The organism is Neobacillus rhizosphaerae (assembly GCF_937468385.1).
In the GTDB taxonomy this organism is placed as follows: Bacteria; Bacillota; Bacilli; order Bacillales; family Cytobacillaceae; genus Neobacillus; species Neobacillus rhizosphaerae.
Map to the genome: position 1 here is coordinate 1 of NZ_CALBWS010000054.1, position 16,659 is coordinate 16,659.

Sequence of the window (16,659 nt, forward strand, 5' to 3'; positions counted from 1 at the left end):
TTCCCATACCGAACACGGAAGTTAAGCTTCTCAGCGCCGATGGTAGTTGGGGCAGGCGCCCCTGTGAGAGTAGGACGTTGCCAGGCATGTGTAAAGGACAATCCGAGAGGATTGTCCTTTTGGTTATTTCATTAAGTATTGATATATTAAAAAGGGACCTTTTTTCATGGTAATAGCAAGGAAAGTGTCGATAAATGGGTAATCCCGATTTGGCATCATTTTCGTTAATTCGCTCCACCATTCCGTTTCATACCGGGCAATCATACTAAGGTTATATAACAATAGATAGTGAATAAGCAGCTCGGGAAGGGTGAATAGATTACTTTTATGAAGTGGAATGGCATGGAATTTGTCCTCATAATTAAATTTCAATGGTGAAACATCTAAATGAATCTTATCGTTTAACTTAAAGGAAAGCCCTTCGTTAGTAAATTCGATTCCATTTTTAAACTTTGTGGGAAAATATTCTTTAAAGCGGTTTTCTGTCATATGGTAGTGATCTAAAATTGCCTCTGGGATTTCAAATTGTTCATTAAGCAAATGAATCTTTGCAAAGGTCCTCTTTCCGTTAAGTAAAAAGAATAAATCATCCAACTCGGGTATAAGCTGTAGTAATTCCTCCATAATGACTTTCTCCCCTTCCAATTGTTTCATGTGGAATAATTTTTCCGACATGAAGGGGAAAAGTCCGTTTTTTTGAATTTTAACTTCATCTTGAAAAAAGAGATAGTTTTGTTTTTTTTTCTTTCGGGTTGAAACCCCATGTGCCAAAACGGCTGTTGTTTCAGGATAGGCTGGATCTGTGGTTAAGATACACGCCTTTATTAAATGGACAAGACCATAAAAAAGCAGAATTGGTTTTAATATAAGCGGGGCCTTCTCTGCCTGCTCATAATAAATTTGGCCATGTTCTAGATAATAAAGAAAGGTATAACAATTTTCGTAGCTTTTTTGTTCTGGATTTTCAACGCTGCCCTTTTGATAACACCTTTTTAAATGAATCTGGGAGTATTCTGCAGAGAAAAAACAGGAGAAGTTTTTCCAATCCGAATATGGAATGCTCAAGATTATATCACCTTTTTCAGAAAAATCAGACTAATAGTTATTCCTTGACAGTAGTTTGCCCAATTGATAACCTACAAATAAATTTTTAATCCTGGAGGCCAAAAAAATGTGGGAAAGTAAATTTTTAAAAGAAGGTTTAACGTTTGATGATGTATTATTAATTCCTGGTAAGTCTGAGGTATTGCCAAGAGATGTGAGTCTACAGGTGGAATTATCTTCCAGTGTAAAGTTGAATATTCCTATTATTAGTGCTGGAATGGACACAGTAACAGAATCAGAAATGGCGATTGCTATTGCCCGCCAAGGTGGTCTAGGAATTATTCATAAGAACATGACCATCGAACAGCAGGCCGAGCAGGTTGAAAAGGTTAAGAGGTCGGAAAGTGGGGTAATAACGGATCCATTTTTTCTGACTCCGGAACACCAAGTATATGATGCCGAACATTTAATGGGGAAATATCGAATTTCTGGGGTACCGATTGTGAATAATTTGGACGAACAAAGGCTTGTTGGTATTATCACTAATCGGGACCTTCGCTTTATCCAAGATTATTCCTTTAAAATATCCGACGTGATGACAAAGGAAAAACTAGTAACTGCTCCAGTCGGAACAACGTTGAAGGAAGCGGAAAAAATTCTGCAGCGCTACAAAATTGAAAAGCTTCCGCTTGTGGATGAAGAGGGTGTACTAAAAGGGTTAATTACGATTAAGGATATTGAAAAGGTTATTGAATTCCCGAATTCAGCGAAGGATGGCCAAGGGAGATTATTAGCTGGTGCAGCAGTAGGTGTTACTAGTGACACGATGAACCGTGTGGATATGCTTGTAAAGGCAAATGTAGATGTTATTGTCGTCGATACAGCCCATGGCCATAATAAAGGTGTCCTCGATACTGTAAAGGAGATAAGAAGGGCATATCCTGACTTGACTATTGTTGCTGGAAATGTGGCAACGGCTGAGGCAACGAAAGCCTTAATTGAAGCAGGAGCTGATGTCGTTAAAGTAGGGATTGGACCAGGATCTATTTGTACAACGAGGGTCGTGGCCGGTGTTGGTGTCCCACAAATTACTGCCGTCTATGATTGTGCAACGGAAGCCCAAAAGCACGGCAAGACGATTATTGCCGACGGTGGGATAAAATACTCCGGGGATATCGTTAAAGCACTGGCAGCAGGCGGTCACGCCGTTATGCTGGGGAGTCTTTTAGCAGGAGTTTCCGAAAGTCCTGGTGAGACTGAGATTTTCCAAGGTCGTCGTTTTAAGGTATATCGTGGCATGGGATCGGTTGCCGCCATGGAAAAAGGCTCAAAGGACCGCTATTTCCAGGAAGACAATAAAAAGTTTGTACCTGAAGGAATTGAAGGACGAATCCCTTACAAAGGTCCGTTAGCAGAAACGATCTATCAATTAATTGGCGGCCTCCGATCAGGGATGGGCTATTGCGGAACTAAGGATCTTTATGAATTAAGAACAAAAGCACAATTTATAAAAATGACTGGTGCTGGACTAAGAGAAAGCCACCCGCATGATGTGCAAATCACTAAAGAGGCACCAAATTATTCTCTTTAATAACCTTGAAACAGAGAGGATCCGTCTTCTCTGTTTTTGCTTGGAAAAGGGGCGGAGCACGCAAGAACGGCACTAATCCCCCCTTTTAATTAAGTTAGGCTGGGGTCTTTGAAGGAATTGTTGTTCCATCGTAGATGGTGGCATGTAACGCCATTACGTTATTAGTGAAAAAGTCCTAAATGATCTTTGTTAAGAGACCGATATTGGAAATAAGATGGGGCAATGCTCTGTCTATGATTTGCCAGTAAGTTATGTTAAAATAACCAAGGTGTATAAATTCGTTGGAGGGCGTTATAGTGAAGAAATATTCTTATCAGAAATGTACGGCCATTGTATTGGCATTTATCATGTTTTTCAGCCTTTTTGCTGGAGTAAATCAAGCGAAGGCAGAAGCGGGATTAAATGTGAATGCAGATGGAGCAATCTTAGTTGACGGAGAAACAGGTAAGGTTTTATATGAGAAGAATGCTGACAGTCCACTAGGAATTGCCAGTATGACTAAAATGATGTCTGAATATCTTTTGCTGGATGCTGTGAAACATGGAAAAGTAAAATGGAATCAGGAATATTCCGTCAGTGAACTTGTTTATAAGATCTCACAGCCCACTTCTTTATCTAATGTGCCTTTACGCCGTGATGGTAAATATAATGTCCGAGAATTGTATGAAGCAATGGCCATTTATTCTGCAAATGGCGCAACGATTGCTCTAGCTGAAGTAATTGCTGGTTCAGAAACGAACTTTGTTAAAATGATGAATGAAAAGGCTAAAAAATTAGGATTAAAGAATACTAAATTTGTTAACTCAACGGGTTTAAATAATAAAGATTATCATGGTGAGCAGCCACAAGGAACAGGAGCTGACGAAGAAAATGTTATGTCACCTCGAGATGTTGCGACGTTAGCCTTTCACCTCATAAATGAATATCCGGATGTTTTAAAAACTGCCAGTACTCCAATGAAAGTATTTCGTGAGGGTACAACAGATAGAATAGTAATGAAGAACTGGAACTGGATGCTGCCATCATTGGTTTATGGATACAAAGGCATGGATGGGCTAAAGACAGGTACAACAGATTTTGCAGGTTATTGCTTTACAGGTACAGCCACCCGTGATGGAAAGCGATTTATCACTGTTGTCCAAAATGCTAAGGATTCAAGCGGTAAAAACGATGGCTATAAAGCCCGTTTTGGTGAAACAAAGAAAATGTTAGATTATGCGTTTAGCAATTATACAAAGGAAGAACTTGTTGCTAAACATTATCAGGTAAAGGGACATAAAACCATCCCAGTAATCAAGGGGAAAGAAGACAAAGTCAAAATTTATACGAAATCAGCCATAAACATGGTGATTCCGAACAACGAAAAAGATAATTATAAACCAGTGCTAGTATTGGATAAAAAGAAAGTTAATAAAAACGGCGAAGTCACTGCACCAATTAAAAAGGGTGAAAAACTTGGCTACTTAACAATTGAACCTAAAAATGGTGATAAGGTTAGTTTCCTAACAGAAGAAGGGCAGAAAAAGGTACAAGTCGATATCATTGCTGTTCAAGATGTAGAAAAAGCAAATTGGTTTGTATTAATGATGCGGAGCATCGGCAATTTCTTCGGTGATGTAGGGCATGGGATTTCTTCAACTGTAAAGGGCTGGTTTTAAAAAAACACGCCTCTGGAAAATTTTGGGTTTCAAAAGGAAGGATTCTTGTCTTGACAGGGATCCTTTTTTGTTGCTTTAATGTCTTTATGGAATTAAAATTATTCCGACTGATTTAATACAGATTTAGGATAGTATAAGACGATTTTTCTTAATATTAAAAAGATTATAAGGAGGATTATAACAAATGATAACAGGTACGGATCTCGTTAAACGCGGTATGGCTGAAATGCAAAAGGGCGGCGTCATCATGGATGTTGTCAACGCCGAGCAGGCAAAAATTGCTGAAGAAGCGGGAGCGGTAGCTGTAATGGCTTTAGAACGTGTTCCTTCTGATATCCGCGCTGCTGGTGGAGTGGCAAGAATGGCAGACCCTAGGATTGTAGAAGAAGTCCTTAAAGCTGTTACAATCCCTGTAATGGCTAAAGCTAGAATCGGACATATTGTGGAGGCACGAGTACTTGAAGCAATGGGTGTCGATTATATTGATGAGAGTGAAGTATTAACACCTGCTGATGAAGAGTTTCATTTAAATAAAAAGGACTATACCGTTCCGTTTGTTTGTGGCTGTCGTGACCTTGGTGAGGCTGCTCGCCGGATTGGTGAAGGAGCATCCATGCTTCGTACAAAGGGTGAGCCGGGAACAGGAAATATTGTAGAGGCCGTCCGCCATATCCGTAAGGTGAATGCACAGGTGCGTAAAGTAGTCGGCATGCATGAGGATGAGTTAATGACGGAAGCAAAGCTTTTGGGTGCACCATATGAATTGCTTCTGGAAATCAAGCGTCTTGGCCGTCTGCCGGTTGTGAATTTTGCTGCTGGCGGTGTAGCAACGCCTGCTGATGCAGCACTAATGATGCAATTAGGTGCTGATGGAGTATTTGTTGGTTCCGGGATTTTTAAATCAGAAAATCCTGCTAAATTTGCTCGAGCAATTGTGGAGGCAACAACGCATTTCCAAGATTATAAATTGATTGCTGAGCTTTCGAAGGATCTTGGAACACCAATGAAAGGGATTGAAATTTCATCGCTGGCACCTGAAGCACGCATGCAAGAACGAGGTTGGTAATTAGAAAAGCTAAAGCGCAGGAGCTAGACAAAAAGGAGTATTTTTATGGTTAAGATAGGAGTACTTGCTTTGCAAGGTGCAGTCCGTGAACACATGAAGTCATTAGAGGCATGTGATGTCGAAGCGATTGCTGTGAAACGAAAAGAAGAATTACAAGATTTAGATGGCCTTATTCTTCCTGGTGGGGAAAGTACGGCAATGCGGCGTTTAATTGATAAATATGATTTTATGGATGCCCTTAAGGAATTTGCCCATGCGGGGAAACCGATGTTTGGGACATGTGCCGGCTTGATTCTTTTAGCGAAGGACCTTGTTGGTTACAGTGAGCCGCATATTGGTGTGATGGACATTAAGGTTGAACGCAATTCCTTTGGCCGCCAGGTCGATAGTTTTGAGGCCAATCTGGCGATTAAAGATGTCACAGCCAGCTTCCCGGCAGTGTTTATCCGGGCGCCGCACATCGTTGAGGCGGGAGAGAATGTTGAAATCCTGGCTAAACATAATGACCGCATTGTCGCCGCACGGGAAGGTCAATTTCTCGGCTGTTCCTTTCATCCTGAACTAACGGAAGATCATCGCCTTACCGCCTACTTCACCCAGATGGTAAAGGAAGCAAAAGCCAAACATTTTGTATAGTATGGTTGCATTTTGATCATAATTATAGTAAATTAAAAGGCAAATCAATAATGAAAAAGCAATGAGAGGAACTAGTAACAAGATACTCATTCTTGAAGAGAGCCGGTGGCTGGTGTGAATCGGTGAATGAAGCTTGTGAATCCCTCCTCGAGCAAGGTGCGGAACACCTCGGTCAGAGGTCAGTAAGTACTTTCGGTTAGTAACCGTTACATTTTTTTCGAGGTGGACAGTGGATGCTGTCAACCAGGGTGGTATCGCGAGTAACTCTCGTCCCTGTTTTAGGGGCGGGAGTTTTTTGTTTGTCTAGCTCCAGCACCCGTTTACGGTGCTAGAGCTAGACAGTAATTTAAGTTCAATGCAATTTTAATAATAAGAAAAGGAGTGCCGTCATTATGTTAGATATTAAAGTTTTAAGAGCAAATTTTTTAGAGGTGAAGGAAAAGCTACAGCATCGCGGGGAAGACTTAACAGATCTCGGCCGATTTGAAGAACTGGATCAGAAACGACGCGAATTAATTGTCGAATCTGAAAAACTTAAAAGCAAGCGAAATGAGGTTTCACAGCAGGTAGCGGCTTTAAAGCGTGAACAGCAGGATGCCGACCATTTAATTAAAGAAATGCGTGAGGTTGGTGACCAAATTAAAACGCTTGATGAGGAGTTAAGGGTTGTTGAAGAGACTTTGGACCTCTTACTATTGAGCATTCCTAATATTCCGCATGAAAGTGTGCCAGTTGGTGAGACAGAAGATGATAATGTGGAAATTAGAAAGTGGGGCCAAGTACGCGATTTCGATTTTGAAGCAAAACCACATTGGGATATTGCCGACCACCTAGGAATGCTAGACTTTGAACGAGCTGGTAAAGTGACCGGAAGCCGTTTTGTATTTTATAAGGGACTAGGTGCCCGGTTAGAGCGTGCGTTAATAGGTTTCATGCTTGATCTTCACGTCGATGAGCATGGCTACACAGAAATATTACCGCCATACATGGTGAACCGAACGAGTATGACGGGGACAGGGCAGTTGCCAAAGTTTGAAGAGGATGCCTTTTTAATCGAAAGTGAAGATTATTTTCTCATTCCAACTGCAGAGGTGCCTGTTACCAATTATCATAGGGATGAAATTTTAAGTGCTGAGGATCTTCCAATTCGCTTTGCCGCTTACAGTGCTTGCTTCCGTTCTGAAGCGGGCTCTGCCGGACGTGATACAAGAGGATTAATCCGCCAACACCAGTTCAATAAGGTGGAGCTTGTAAAGTTTGTAAAGCCCGAGGATTCTTATGACGAACTTGAGAAGTTGACTAATGATGCAGAACGTGTACTACAATTGCTTGAACTACCATACCGTGTCTTGAGCATGTGTACTGGTGACCTTGGCTTTACGGCCGCGAAAAAGTATGATATTGAGGTTTGGATCCCAAGCTATGGAATGTACCGTGAGATTTCTTCTTGCAGTAATTTTGAAGCGTTCCAAGCGCGTCGTGCCAATATTCGTTTCCGCCGTGATTCCAAGGCCAAGCCAGAGCATGTTCATACATTAAATGGTTCTGGTCTTGCGATTGGCCGCACGGTGGCTGCAATTTTAGAAAATTACCAGCAGGAGGACGGCAGTGTCGTCATTCCTACTGTATTACGCCCATATATGGGAAATCGTGAAGTCATCAAGCCATAACTATATGTAAAAATTCCGGCCGGATGGTTTCCGACCGGAATTTTTTATAATAGTGTTGACAATGTTTTTAAAATATGTTAAATTATTTTTTGTCGATATGGAGGAATACCCAAGTCTGGCTGAAGGGATCGGTCTTGAAAACCGACAGGCGGGTTAAACCGCGCGGGGGTTCGAATCCCTCTTCCTCCTCCATTAATATATACAATCGCGCATAAAATACTGGAGATAAAAATTCGTTACATTCATTGTAACGGATTTTTTTTGTAATATAAGAATTTTTATCCACCGCGCCGCCCCTATTCTATTAAAAAGAAAAGCACAAATTGGATTAACCAATATGTGCTTTTTCAATATTTAATATTTCATTTAATTTTTCTTCTACGTCACGGCAAACCTTTTGAGCATCGGCATTGCTTTTGACAACATCCGTATTATCCATATCAATCACTAACACTTCACTTGCCGCATATTGGTTCATTACCCATTCATCATAGCCCTTCCAAACTTCGAAGTAGTACTCCTTTAGTTCAGGGTTGATTTCAAAACTTCTACCGCGTGCCATAATCCGGTCGATTACCGTATCAAACGATCCCTTTAAGTAAACCATTAAATCTGGAGCCTTTTTGGGAAGCTCATTCAACTCTTCCATCATATTTTCAACAAGATCTTCGTAAATTTTAAATTCCAGTTCGGATATGCGGCCTAAACTTTTATTCACATAAGCAAAATACCAATCTTCATAAATGGAACGATCTTGAATGGTGTAAAGGGGCTCCTGCCAATTAATGCAATCCTTTACTGTTTTAAAGCGTTTATTTAAGAAAAATAATTGAAGAAGAAAAGGAATTCTTCGTGCATCTAATTCTTCTGGTGTCAGTTCATAATAAAGCGGAAGAATCGGATTATCATCCACCGCTTCGTAAAACACTTTACTTTCGATTCCCTTATTTTTAAAGTGTGCATTTAAGGTATCTGCTACACTTGTTTTCCCTAGACCAATCATACCACCAATAACGATACTCACTAACATCCCCCTGTTCTATATGTTTGTCCAGCTGTTTTTCTTAACGATAATGATAGTTTCTCGAAAATATAGTTTAAATCTTGTTCACTTTTTACAAAATCCAAATCATCGCCGCTAAAGCGGAGAACTGGGATTTCTGGATGTTCTTTTTCAAAAATCGTCATGGTTTGTTCATAATCCATTGAAAGCTGTTCTAGATATAGCGGGCTGATATTCTTTTCCACTTCGCGCCCTCTTAATTTGATCCGTTTCAATAATGTATCTAAACTTGCATTTAAATAAATAATGACATTCGGCTTGGGCATATCTTCAGTAAGAATTTGATAGATCTTGTAATACTTTTTGTACTCATCAAGATTTAAGGATCGCTGAGCAAAAATCAAGTTTTTAAAAATATGGTAGTCCGCAACAACAGATTGACTTTGACTTAAATAATGGGCATTGATATCCCCTAATTGCTTAAAGCGATTGCAGAGAAAAAACATCTCCGTTTGGAAACTCCATTCCTCGATATTTTCATAAAATTTCCCCAAGAATGGATTTTCATCAACAATTTCTTTTAATAAAGCAAAATTAAATTGCTTTGAAATGGCTTTTGCGAGAGATGTTTTTCCTACACCAATCGGTCCTTCAACGGTAATAAAGGGTGTATCCCCCATTGCAAATCCTCCTTCTCCAACTGCCTGCACTTTCTATGTTTAACCAGGATGAACTGGATAATTTAACATTTTCTAAATGACACAATGAATATTTTATCATAATCTCTTACAGGAAGGGATATGGAATATTTAGAAGATGTGAGTTTTATGTCAAATATAAGAAAAAACTGCCGTTATTAGGCAGTTTTTGTCATAATAAATTTTTCAGGTTGGTCTTTTTGTAACATTAAAATTATCAACGATTAGCAGCCAGTTTTGCGGGAAGGCTAAGCCAAGTTTCCAATAGCTCATTCCTCTAATATTTAACTCTTTGATTAAATCAAACTTCGCCTGGATGGAGCGGGCATCTTCAAACCAAACCTCATGCTGCTTGCCGTCAGCAGCTGTATAGTTGAAAAATGGCGCTTGTGCTTTTGTGTTATATTGAATCGGAACATGATGGGCTGCGGCAAGTTGTATCGCCTGCTGTGGACTGACCGCCTTCGCCACTGAACCCTGAACGAATGGCAGCGTCCAATCATAGCCATATAGATTTTGTCCCATAAGAATTTTATTTGAGGGCATTTCGGTGATGGCGTATTCCAAAACTTTCCTCACTTGCTCGATGGGTGAAACGGCCATGGCAGGGCCGCCGCTATACCCCCATTCGTACGTCATTATCACGACAAAGTCTGAGATTTCCCCGTGCGCTTTATAATCATGACCTTCATACCATTTTCCTTTTTGTGTTGCACTCGTTTTGGGGGCAAGGGCCGTCGACATTAGCCAGCCTTCGCTTTTAAAACGCTGCTTCGCCTTTCGTAAAAAGCGATTGTAGGCTTCACGGTCTACGGGGCGTAAATACTCAAAGTCAAAGTGAATATCGCGGAATTCGTACTTTTTCGCAGTTGCTACGATATTATTGAGGAATTTATCTTGAATCGCTATATCAGTTAATAAAGTTCGTCCGAGTTCATCGTTAAATTGGTCATTTTCCTGGTTGTTAATCACCATCATCAAGACATTTCGATTGGTTTTCGCAATCGTTGGGAAGTTATTCAGTAATGGTTCCTTCAATGTGCCATCACGGCGGGCCTGGAAGCTAAAGGGAGCTAAATATGTCAGATACGGTGAGGCCTCGCGGGCACTGTTTTCTAATACAGGGGCTACCGTTGTACCACGTGGCTCAACATATGCATTAAATTCGGCATTTCTTTTTGGGGCTTGGGGGATATAGAGCCGGAATCCGACAGTTAGTGGACGATTGGCTGGAATTCGATTAACTTTGGCAAGCTCTTGATAGGGGACACCAACTTTTTGGGCTATTGAATATAAGGAATCTCCAGGTTTAACGAAATAAAAATGGCCGACAATCGGTATCACAATGGATTGTCCGATGACAAGATTGTTTGGATTCGGCAATTCATTTGCCTCAACAATATCATTTACCGTTGTATGATAATTTCGAGCAATCGTCGTTAATGATTCGTTTTCTTTGACAACATGAATTTGCATGCTATTCCCTCCCACAAACATACGCTACCGCTATTTTATGAGGGCAGGGATGGATAAATGATATAATGTTGGTAAATTTCTTGATTGCTGGGCTCGATGTTAGCCTTTAAAACATTTTTAATCATCGTTAAGGCATTCAGATTATCATGATCATTAACAGAGGCAATACAATCTTTTGGAAACTACAGTTGATAATCACGTGCAATTTGCCGTGCCTTTTTGGCTAGAATGAAAAGAAACTAAAGTAAACCAAAATAAATGAACAATGCCATTTTTTGAAAAGGCGGTGGTTTTAACATGACACTTGAATATAACCAAGACGAATATTTTATGAAAGAAGCAATAGAGGAAGCGAAAAAAGCAGAAGAGCTGGATGAGGTGCCGATTGGGGCCGTGATAGTCAGCCAAGGGAAAGTCCTTGCAAGGGCTCATAATTTAAGGGAAAGCGAGCAAAATGCAGTAGCGCATGCTGAACTTTTAGCTATTGATCAAGCCTGCCGCAAAGTAGGCTCATGGCGTCTTGAGAACACCACATTGTATGTCACCCTCGAGCCATGTCCGATGTGTTCAGGGGCCATTATTTTATCAAGAGTCAAAAGAGTTGTTTATGGTGCTACCGACCCAAAAGGTGGCTGTGCCGGGACATTAATGAATCTCTTACAGGACGAGCGCTTTAATCATCAAAGTTTAGTAACCAAGGGAGTATTAGAAACAGAGTGCGGTCAGCTGCTCTCAGATTTTTTTCGAAAAATAAGAGACCGGAAAAAACTTGAGAGACAAGTAAAAAGAGAAAATGAAGTTAAATGAACTTACAAAAATTTACAGTGTATTATGATTGCTTTTTTCCGAGAATGTTTGTATACTAAAAAGGTGTCAGATTGAGACGCATTAAACTTTGGTATCAACTTTGCCGTGCTAGGTGGGGAGGTAGCGGTGCCCTGTACTCGCAATCCGCTCTAGCGAGACTGAATCCCTTCCTGAGGCTGATGTCCTGTAGGGTCTGCCTTAAGTAAGTGGTGTTGACGCCCGGGTCCTGCGCAATGGGAATCCATGAACCATGTCAGGTCCGGAAGGAAGCAGCATTAAGTGGACGCTTCCATGTGCCGCAGGGGTGCCTGGGCCGAGCTAACTGCTTAAGTAACGCTTATGGGCGTCAGTCGAAGGAAGGTGCACGGCAGTTATTACATATGCTTTTAAAATTAACTCATCTCGTTCTTGGGATGAGTTTTTTTGCGAACTCCGATATATACTTTGAAAAAAGCAAAATAGATACGTTATAATGAGAAAAGCGGAAGCGCCTGTTTAGCGGCGTATGGACTGGAGCTCTTCGACTGAGATAAAGGAAACACGGAGAGCGTGAGCGATCCGATGTTGACTTATCGTAGGGAGAAGAGTGAAGTACACTAGCCGCTAGGCGCTGGAGCTAGACAGTTATCGAAGTAAAAATGATACTTTCTTATTCTTTTGAGAAAAGCGGAAGCGCCTGAGCTGGACAATAGGTAGAATAAAAATTTGAAGGGGGCGGTGTCACGTGGCTTATCAAGCTTTATATCGTGTTTGGCGACCGCAGACATTTATTGATGTCGTAGGGCAAGAACATGTAACGAAGACATTGCAAAACGCCCTGCTTCAACAAAAAATATCGCATGCCTATCTTTTTTCCGGGCCACGAGGAACAGGGAAAACAAGTGCGGCGAAAATTTTAGCAAAAGCGATTAATTGTGAGCGTGCACCTGTTTCGGAACCATGTAATGAATGTGCAGCCTGCCGCGGGATTACAAATGGAACAATTTCAGATGTATTAGAATTTGACGCGGCGTCCAACTCTCGAGTCGAAGAAATGAGAGATGTTTTGGACAAGGTAAAATTCGCACCGACGGCAGTCAACTACAAGGTCTATATCATTGATGAAGTGCATATGCTATCCATTAGTGCGTTTAATGCGCTCCTAAAAACTTTGGAAGAACCACCGAAGCATGTCATCTTTATCTTAGCAACAACAGAACCTCATAAAATACCGTTAACGATTATCTCAAGATGTCAGCGTTTTGATTTCAGACGCATTACAGCAGGGTCAATCGTGAATCGGATGAAGTTAATTGTTCAAGAAACAGGCGTTGATTGTGATGAGCAAGCGTTGCAAATGATTGCTAGAGCGGCTGAAGGCGGTATGCGCGATGCGTTAAGTTTATTAGATCAAGCTATTTCATACAGCCAAGACCGGGTGACGGTTGAAGATGCGCTTACGGTAACGGGCTCAGTATCACAAGGGTTTTTGAATAAATTAGCTGCTGCGTTCCAAACAAAAGATGTGGCAAGTGGTTTAGAAGCACTCGATGAGCTATTGTATCATGGGAAGGATCCAGCGCGCTTTATTGAGGATTTCATTTTATTTTACCGAGATATGCTGCTCTTTAAGACAGCACCTAATCTTGAAGAATCGCTTGAAAGAGTGCTGCTTGATGATGATTTTCGGACAATGGCGGATACAATTCCTATTGAACAAATTTATCAGCTAATCGATCTTTTAAATAAAACACAGCAGGAAATGCGATGGACGAATCATCCAAGGATTTTTCTTGAGGTAGCGATTGTGAAACTGTGTCAAATAGAAGTTAAACAGGTGGCACAAACACAATCGGGAGATATCGAGCAATTACTATCAAGAATTGAGCACCTTGAAAATGAGCTGCAATATTTAAAGGCAAATGGAGTGGCACAATCTCAGCAAGAAGCCGCGCCGCAGCCGCAAAAATCTGCACATAGGTCATCAAGAAAAGGATTTCAACCTGCTGTAGGAAAAATTAACGAAGTGTTAAAACATGCCAAAAAAAGTGATTTGAATGTCCTTAAAGCTAATTGGGGCGAAATGCGGGCTAACTTAATAAAGTCACATGCGGCCTTATTAAATGATGCAGAGCCAGTTGCAGCTTCGGACAATGCCTTTATATTAAAATTTAAACATGAAATGCTCTGCCAAATGGCTATGGACAAGAGTGATTTTCTTGAAGGGGTTTCTACAGCATTATATAAATTAACCAACAAAAGGCTGTTGATGTTAGGTGTTCCAGAAGAGCAGTGGTTAACCATTCGGGAAAGTTTCTTAAACAGCCAGCATGGTGAAGAAGGAATTGACAGCGGTCCTAATAAGGAAGAAGAGCTTCATATTTCTGAGGCAAAGAAATTATTTGGTGCTGAATTTGTTGAAATTATTGACTAATTAATTGGAGGTAGGTAGTAATGATGCGTGGTGGAATGGGAAATATGCAAAATATGATGAAGCAAATGCAAAAAATGCAAAAGAAAATGGCGGAAGCCCAAGAGGAGCTAGGTGAGCAAAAGATTGAAGGAACAGCTGGCGGCGGAATGGTAACAGTCGTGGTAACAGGCCATAAAGAAGTGGTGGATGTCATCATTAAGCCTGAAGCAGTCGATCCGGACGATGTCGAAATGCTTCAAGATTTAGTGCTTGCGGCAACGAATGATGCCCTTAAAAAAGTAGAAGAACTAACAAATAACACAATGGGGCAATTTACAAAAGGGATGAATTTACCGTTTTAATAAGAAAAGCGGAAGCGCCTGTTTAGCGGTGCTGGAGCTGGATTAATAATATGTCTAGCAGGGGTGCTTAGGTACTTCGAGGTGGTTCATCTCTTGGTGTCAGGCACCCTATCTGTTATTAGAGAGGAAAAATAGAGATGCATTATCCAGAACCGATTTCGAAGTTGATTGACAGCTTTATGAAGCTGCCAGGTATCGGCCCAAAAACAGCCGCGCGCCTGGCTTTTTATGTTTTAAGTATGAAAGAAGATACCGTGCTTGATTTTGCAAAGGCGCTTGTGAATGCAAAGCGTAATTTAACCTATTGTTCTGTTTGCGGTCATATAACTGATCAAGATCCGTGCTATATTTGTGAGGATCAGCGCCGGGATAAGAGCATAATATGTGTTGTGCAGGATCCAAAGGATGTAATCGCGATGGAAAAGATGAAGGAATTCAACGGATTGTACCACGTATTACACGGGGCAATCTCTCCTATGGACGGCATAGGTCCTGAAGATATTAATATCCCGGATTTGCTAAAACGGCTCCAAGACGAAACTGTTCAGGAAGTGATTCTTGCGACAAATCCTAATATTGAAGGTGAAGCAACGGCGATGTATATCTCCCGCTTGATAAAGCCATCAGGAATTAAAACAACAAGAATTGCCCACGGTCTTCCGGTGGGTGGGGACCTTGAATATGCAGACGAGGTTACCCTATCCAAAGCCATAGAGGGCCGGAGGGAACTATAAGACTAAAAGCGGCAGCGCCCTGGCGCTAAGCTGAACATTAGGACCGGAGGATTTGATTATGTTTTTTCGGCGAAAAGGGCGGCTTAGACAAGAATTTGATGAGAAGCTCTTAGCCCAATTGGCTCATTTTAAACATCACTGGCAGCAGGAAAAGCAGCTTCTGGAAAAAAGCTTCGACCCTTCCGAAGAAGTCATTTGCCAAACAAAAATAGCGGAAGCAAAATATATCTTTCTATTAAGAGAAGCAAAACAGCGAAATGTAACCTCATTATGGCACTAAACATGCTGAGTGACTCAAGTTCTAAGGAGCTTGAGCTTTTTTTATAATATAAGAATTTATAACATTGGACTTCGAGAAATGTCCAGCTCCAGGCGCCTTGCGCTTTTCTTATTGAATAGGAAATTATAAAATTATTTGTTGTGGATAGTTTGAAATGGTTATTTGAATCCAGCTCCAGCGCCCAGTGTACTTCGCGCTCCTCCCTACGATAAGTCAACATCGAATCGCTAACGCTCTTCGTGTTTCCTTTAGCTAATCAGAATTTATTTCCTAAATTCTGAACGCATAAATTCAACTACACCTCTGTCTTCGCCTAACGGCTTGTCAGTCGGCGAGTTTACATTTATCTCAGTCAAAGCGCTCCAGTCCATACGCCGCTAAACGGGCGCTTGCGCCTTTTGTTCTTTCATAGGTCTAATCTTAACAACTTGTACATAGGTTGTAAGTAAAGGGATTTATGAAAGGGGATTGCTTTTTTGGAACCAATTATCGTCATATCCATTCTAGGGGGGCTCGCTCTTTTATTATTATTCTCTGGAACCCCTTTTAAGCCTGTTCGGTTTGCTGGCCAAGCGGTAATAAAACTATTAATCGGAGCGCTATTTTTATTTTTCTTGAATGTAGCGGGTAATCGATATGGAATTCATATACCTATTAATTTTGCGACATCAGCTGTATCAGGTTTTTTGGGAATTCCAGGCTTATTTGCTTTAGTAGCTATTCAACAATGGGTAATCTAGATCGATAGGCCGCTGGTAAACAGCGGTTTTTCTTTGTAAAGAAAAAGGGCGGAGCGATGCAAAAACGAATCAAATTATCCAATGTGAGCGAAATAAAAACATTCTTCTCTACCAATTAGATGGAGCTAAGCTTTACTCACACCGCAATTATCATGTTGGTGTACAGCACATAATCAACCATTTCTTTGATTGGGCTGGGAGTTGAAACATATGAAATTTTTTAAAAAAAGTTTTTTTAAAAAAGTATTGACCTATTATTTAGTATGCTGTAATATATTAAAAGTCGTCACTAAGTCGACAAGCCATTATTTAAAAAAAGTCATTGACTTTTAGTAGATAACTTGGTATGATTATAAAGTCGCTTTTGAGCGATAGAGAAAAATTGATCTTTGAAAACTAAACAAACAAAAACGTCAACAAACAAAAAATTATTAGTTTCAATTGAAACTAAGCCAACGTAACTTTTATGAGCTAATCAACTTTCTTGGAGAGTTTGATCCTG

15 protein-coding genes, 1 tRNA gene, 1 rRNA gene, 1 other RNA gene and 1 other annotated feature are annotated in these 16,659 nt (G+C 40.7%); of the genes, 14 read left to right on the plus strand and 4 right to left on the minus strand.

Features of this window, described 5'->3' with window-relative positions; genetic code table 11:
• Positions 1-86: ribosomal RNA gene (rrf, locus tag M5A78_RS24025) — 5S ribosomal RNA — on the plus strand; the annotation flags it as partial.
• Between the two features lie 37 nt (positions 87-123).
• Here the strand turns inward: rrf and M5A78_RS24030 are convergent.
• Entirely contained in the window at positions 124-1,065 is a 942-nt protein-coding gene (locus M5A78_RS24030; protein WP_248737799.1) for a YaaC family protein, read from the minus strand.
• Positions 1,066-1,171: 106 nt separating this feature from the next.
• Between M5A78_RS24030 and guaB the strand changes: the two genes are divergently transcribed.
• From guaB to M5A78_RS24060, 6 genes are all read left to right on the plus strand, one after another.
• Positions 1,172-2,635 (plus strand): IMP dehydrogenase, encoded by a 1,464-nt coding sequence (guaB, locus tag M5A78_RS24035; protein ID WP_248737800.1) that lies wholly within the window; start codon positions 1,172-1,174, stop codon positions 2,633-2,635.
• Positions 2,636-2,982: 347 nt separating this feature from the next.
• Complete coding sequence (locus M5A78_RS24040; protein ID WP_248737813.1) at positions 2,983-4,293, plus strand: D-alanyl-D-alanine carboxypeptidase family protein; 1,311 nt, start codon at positions 2,983-2,985, stop codon at positions 4,291-4,293.
• A gap of 184 nt (positions 4,294-4,477) precedes the next feature.
• The gene (pdxS, locus tag M5A78_RS24045) at positions 4,478-5,359 is read left to right on the plus strand and encodes a pyridoxal 5'-phosphate synthase lyase subunit PdxS (RefSeq protein ID WP_248737801.1); all 882 of its coding nucleotides are present in this window, start codon (positions 4,478-4,480) and stop codon (positions 5,357-5,359) included.
• Positions 5,360-5,404: 45 nt separating this feature from the next.
• The gene (gene pdxT, locus M5A78_RS24050) at positions 5,405-5,995 is read left to right on the plus strand and encodes a pyridoxal 5'-phosphate synthase glutaminase subunit PdxT (RefSeq protein WP_248737802.1); all 591 of its coding nucleotides are present in this window, start codon (positions 5,405-5,407) and stop codon (positions 5,993-5,995) included.
• 52 nt (positions 5,996-6,047) lie between these two features.
• Positions 6,048-6,273: a binding site (T-box leader), on the plus strand.
• Between the two features lie 114 nt (positions 6,274-6,387).
• Complete coding sequence (gene serS / locus M5A78_RS24055) at positions 6,388-7,665, plus strand: serine--tRNA ligase (protein WP_248737803.1); 1,278 nt, start codon at positions 6,388-6,390, stop codon at positions 7,663-7,665.
• 99 nt (positions 7,666-7,764) lie between these two features.
• Positions 7,765-7,857, plus strand: a tRNA-Ser gene (locus M5A78_RS24060).
• 136 nt (positions 7,858-7,993) lie between these two features.
• On the opposite strand, the gene M5A78_RS24065 is transcribed toward M5A78_RS24060, so the two are convergent.
• From M5A78_RS24065 to M5A78_RS24075, 3 genes are all read right to left on the minus strand, one after another.
• Positions 7,994-8,695 (minus strand): deoxynucleoside kinase, encoded by a 702-nt coding sequence (locus tag M5A78_RS24065; protein ID WP_248737804.1) that lies wholly within the window; start codon positions 8,693-8,695, stop codon positions 7,994-7,996.
• Positions 8,689-9,348 carry a deoxynucleoside kinase gene (locus M5A78_RS24070; protein WP_248737805.1) on the minus strand — a complete coding sequence of 220 codons (660 nt, stop codon included), beginning with the start codon at positions 9,346-9,348 and terminating at the stop codon, positions 8,689-8,691. The genes M5A78_RS24065 and M5A78_RS24070 overlap by 7 nt, the downstream gene beginning before the upstream one ends.
• A 204-nt stretch (positions 9,349-9,552) precedes the next feature.
• Positions 9,553-10,842 (minus strand): LysM peptidoglycan-binding domain-containing protein, encoded by a 1,290-nt coding sequence (locus M5A78_RS24075; RefSeq protein WP_248737806.1) that lies wholly within the window; start codon positions 10,840-10,842, stop codon positions 9,553-9,555.
• A 297-nt stretch (positions 10,843-11,139) separates the two neighbouring features.
• On the opposite strand from M5A78_RS24075, the gene tadA reads away from it, so the two are divergent.
• The 7 genes from tadA (at position 11,140) to M5A78_RS24110 (ending at position 16,157) form a co-directional block, all read left to right on the plus strand.
• Positions 11,140-11,649 carry a tRNA adenosine(34) deaminase TadA gene (tadA, locus tag M5A78_RS24080; RefSeq protein ID WP_248737807.1) on the plus strand — a complete coding sequence of 170 codons (510 nt, stop codon included), beginning with the start codon at positions 11,140-11,142 and terminating at the stop codon, positions 11,647-11,649.
• A gap of 103 nt (positions 11,650-11,752) precedes the next feature.
• Positions 11,753-12,017, plus strand: an RNA gene (gene ffs, locus M5A78_RS24085) — signal recognition particle sRNA large type.
• Positions 12,018-12,373: 356 nt separating this feature from the next.
• Positions 12,374-14,062 carry a DNA polymerase III subunit gamma/tau gene (gene dnaX, locus M5A78_RS24090; RefSeq protein ID WP_248737808.1) on the plus strand — a complete coding sequence of 563 codons (1,689 nt, stop codon included), beginning with the start codon at positions 12,374-12,376 and terminating at the stop codon, positions 14,060-14,062.
• Between the two features lie 20 nt (positions 14,063-14,082).
• The gene (locus M5A78_RS24095; protein WP_248737809.1) at positions 14,083-14,403 is read left to right on the plus strand and encodes a YbaB/EbfC family nucleoid-associated protein; all 321 of its coding nucleotides are present in this window, start codon (positions 14,083-14,085) and stop codon (positions 14,401-14,403) included.
• 137 nt (positions 14,404-14,540) lie between these two features.
• Complete coding sequence (recR, locus tag M5A78_RS24100; RefSeq protein WP_248737810.1) at positions 14,541-15,137, plus strand: recombination mediator RecR; 597 nt, start codon at positions 14,541-14,543, stop codon at positions 15,135-15,137.
• 58 nt (positions 15,138-15,195) lie between these two features.
• Positions 15,196-15,417 (plus strand): YaaL family protein, encoded by a 222-nt coding sequence (locus M5A78_RS24105; RefSeq protein WP_248737811.1) that lies wholly within the window; start codon positions 15,196-15,198, stop codon positions 15,415-15,417.
• Between the two features lie 476 nt (positions 15,418-15,893).
• Positions 15,894-16,157 carry a pro-sigmaK processing inhibitor BofA family protein gene (locus M5A78_RS24110; RefSeq protein WP_248737812.1) on the plus strand — a complete coding sequence of 88 codons (264 nt, stop codon included), beginning with the start codon at positions 15,894-15,896 and terminating at the stop codon, positions 16,155-16,157.
• Positions 16,158-16,659: the final 502 nt, after the last annotated feature.

Coding starts and splice junctions, on each gene's coding strand:
- M5A78_RS24075 (WP_248737806.1), bottom strand. CDS start 10,842: ATGCAAATTCATGTTGTCAAAGAAAACGAATCATTAACGACGATTGCT.
- guaB (WP_248737800.1), top strand. CDS start 1,172: ATGTGGGAAAGTAAATTTTTAAAAGAAGGTTTAACGTTTGATGATGTA.
- M5A78_RS24065 (WP_248737804.1), bottom strand. CDS start 8,695: ATGTTAGTGAGTATCGTTATTGGTGGTATGATTGGTCTAGGGAAAACA.
- serS (WP_248737803.1), top strand. CDS start 6,388: ATGTTAGATATTAAAGTTTTAAGAGCAAATTTTTTAGAGGTGAAGGAA.
- M5A78_RS24105 (WP_248737811.1), top strand. CDS start 15,196: ATGTTTTTTCGGCGAAAAGGGCGGCTTAGACAAGAATTTGATGAGAAG.
- pdxT (WP_248737802.1), top strand. CDS start 5,405: ATGGTTAAGATAGGAGTACTTGCTTTGCAAGGTGCAGTCCGTGAACAC.
- pdxS (WP_248737801.1), top strand. CDS start 4,478: ATGATAACAGGTACGGATCTCGTTAAACGCGGTATGGCTGAAATGCAA.
- M5A78_RS24040 (WP_248737813.1), top strand. CDS start 2,983: ATGTTTTTCAGCCTTTTTGCTGGAGTAAATCAAGCGAAGGCAGAAGCG.
- tadA (WP_248737807.1), top strand. CDS start 11,140: ATGACACTTGAATATAACCAAGACGAATATTTTATGAAAGAAGCAATA.
- M5A78_RS24095 (WP_248737809.1), top strand. CDS start 14,083: ATGATGCGTGGTGGAATGGGAAATATGCAAAATATGATGAAGCAAATG.
- M5A78_RS24070 (WP_248737805.1), bottom strand. CDS start 9,348: ATGGGGGATACACCCTTTATTACCGTTGAAGGACCGATTGGTGTAGGA.
- recR (WP_248737810.1), top strand. CDS start 14,541: ATGCATTATCCAGAACCGATTTCGAAGTTGATTGACAGCTTTATGAAG.